This window comes from Aliterella sp. E5.1, assembly GCF_057473825.1.
On the sequence record NZ_JBYCCV010000315.1, the window covers coordinates 1 to 1801 of the forward strand.

A 1801-nucleotide genomic window follows, 5' to 3' on the forward strand; every position below is an offset into this window, starting at 1 on the left:
AAAGTCTTACGGCCTCTTCTACCTCTAAATCACGCTTAGCTTCAGCGTGTGCGGTCAAGGCACCGCAGAGAGTGATGTGGGCGTCTTCAAGGCAATTCTTGGCGTCTATCAGTTGCTTGAGAAGAGGGGCGGTCACACCGCCCACTCCCAATCTTCGCCTAACCCCTCATCCTGAATGATGGGCGGAAGGTCTTCGTCCTCTTCTGTTAATTTTGCAAAGAGGTTTCGTAGGTCCTCTTCGCGGTCGGCGTACATCTCGATATCAGCAAAGTTGAGGGGGACGGTCATGCCGCCATCCCCAACTCGACACTCACGCAACCACACACCTCAAACCCGCCGATGACCGTAGGGACTTCTCGGCAGCACCCGCACACCTCGACTTGCCCAGTAGCATTGCAAGTCGTGCATTCGTAAGCGCCGTATTCATCCTCAAAGTAAGCATCGCCACCGCAGCTAGGACAGGAGATGAGAATAAGCGGGGCCATTACAGAACCTTCCCTGCAACCCGTACCGCAGCTTTGATAGTGGAATGGCGGCTGATAAGGTTGTAGTTCGCATCTACCACTTCCCACTTGTTGCCTAAGTCTTGCGCCACATAGCCGACGTATTCACCATTACGGTGCGCTTCGTAGCTTTTGAAGCTATTACGTTTATAAATTTCGCCGGGGATTTTGCTGAGGGTGATAAGATTCATTTTGAATCTCCTAACTGGGATTTCTAAGGGGCTTTGCTTACCAGGGCGTTTGCCCCTTAGATGCTGTATTCTATCACATCTGCTAGTTTCTTGTCAAGTATTTTTCAGTCATATGTGTTATACAAAATACTTGAAGAATTCAGTCATTTGTGCTATACTAAGCTATGGGAAAAATACGTTGGAAACTCAAAAGCTATCTTGAAGAAAAAGGCATTAGGCCGCGAGAACTAGAGAATGAAGCCATCAGGCTGGGTCACAATTTTGGGCGTAATAGCATCTATCGTTTACTCCGAGATGACGGACCGGAAAATCTCAGTAGGACGACATTGGCGGTACTTGTTGAGACGTTGCGGAGTCTGACAAAACGCAAGGTCAAATTGTCTGACCTTATCGATTACGAAGGGGAAGGGGAATAGAAAATGGGCAGACGGGCAAAAGGTGAAGGCAGCATCACACAGCACAAGAATGGGCAGTGGCAAGCAGAGTTCTTACTTGGTTATGATGGTAACGGTAAGAGAAAGCGCAAGTACATCACCGGCAAGACGCAAAAGGAAGTCCGTGAAAAGTTAGACGCCTTGAAGCGGCAAGTCTCCGATGGAAATTTCACCACAGAAAAGATAACGCTTGAGGCTTACCTGCATCACTGGCTAAAAACCAAGGAGGACGTTGTTAAGCCGCGTACGGTTGAACTCTATAGGGAACAAGCGAAGCGATATGTTTACCCTCGACTTGGCGGCGAATTACTAAACAAAATTTCAACGCCGAGAATCAGGGCGGTTCTCATGGAAGTCAAAGAACAGATAGGGTTATGTACTGCTAACAAGGTGAGAACTCTTCTCTTTAGCGTGCTAAAGCAAGCCATGCACGATGGACTTATTCCCCGCAATCCTGTGGAGTCGGTTAAGAAGTTCCGTGAAGAACAAAAAGAGATGGTCTTATGGACCTCTGATGAGGTTGTGCGCTTCCTCAACGTTGCTGAAGTACATAGACTTTACGCTGCGTTCTACCTACTCATCATGACGGGCTTAAGACGCGGCGAACTGCTGGGTTTGCAGTGGGGAGACCTGAAAGGTAACGTCTTACATGTTCAGCGTTCGCTTACTCTCT

At 48.4% G+C, this 1801-nt stretch carries 5 protein-coding genes; 2 read left to right on the plus strand and 3 right to left on the minus strand.

Translation table 11 applies throughout. The annotated features are described in order from the left end of the window. Nucleotides 1-132: 132 nt before the first annotated feature. The 3 genes from AC2VE5_RS26715 to AC2VE5_RS26725 are packed head-to-tail and all read right to left on the minus strand — an operon-like array spanning nucleotide 133 to nucleotide 694. The gene (locus AC2VE5_RS26715; RefSeq protein ID WP_486890566.1) at nucleotides 133-288 is read right to left on the minus strand and encodes a hypothetical protein; all 156 of its coding nucleotides are present in this window, start codon (nucleotides 286-288) and stop codon (nucleotides 133-135) included. Continuing rightward, the gene (locus tag AC2VE5_RS26720) at nucleotides 285-485 is read right to left on the minus strand and encodes a hypothetical protein (RefSeq protein WP_486890567.1); all 201 of its coding nucleotides are present in this window, start codon (nucleotides 483-485) and stop codon (nucleotides 285-287) included. Before AC2VE5_RS26720 ends, AC2VE5_RS26715 begins: the two co-directional genes overlap by 4 nt. Then, on the minus strand, nucleotides 485-694 hold the full coding sequence (locus tag AC2VE5_RS26725) for a hypothetical protein (protein ID WP_486890568.1): 210 nt from the start codon (nucleotides 692-694) through the stop codon (nucleotides 485-487). The genes AC2VE5_RS26720 and AC2VE5_RS26725 overlap by 1 nt, the downstream gene beginning before the upstream one ends. 164 nt (nucleotides 695-858) lie before the next feature. Between AC2VE5_RS26725 and AC2VE5_RS26730 the strand changes: the two genes are divergently transcribed. Together AC2VE5_RS26730 and AC2VE5_RS26735 are read left to right on the plus strand one after the other, a co-directional pair. Then, nucleotides 859-1110: a helix-turn-helix domain-containing protein gene (locus AC2VE5_RS26730; protein ID WP_486890569.1), complete on the plus strand. Its 252-nt coding sequence runs from the start codon at nucleotides 859-861 to the stop codon at nucleotides 1108-1110. 3 nt (nucleotides 1111-1113) lie between these two features. Then, on the plus strand, nucleotides 1114-1801 hold a 688-nt coding region (locus AC2VE5_RS26735; RefSeq protein WP_486890570.1), incomplete at its 3' end, for a tyrosine-type recombinase/integrase.

Coding starts and splice junctions, on each gene's coding strand:
- AC2VE5_RS26730 (WP_486890569.1), top strand. CDS start 859: ATGGGAAAAATACGTTGGAAACTCAAAAGCTATCTTGAAGAAAAAGGC.
- AC2VE5_RS26715 (WP_486890566.1), bottom strand. CDS start 288: ATGACCGTCCCCCTCAACTTTGCTGATATCGAGATGTACGCCGACCGC.
- AC2VE5_RS26725 (WP_486890568.1), bottom strand. CDS start 694: ATGAATCTTATCACCCTCAGCAAAATCCCCGGCGAAATTTATAAACGT.
- AC2VE5_RS26720 (WP_486890567.1), bottom strand. CDS start 485: ATGGCCCCGCTTATTCTCATCTCCTGTCCTAGCTGCGGTGGCGATGCT.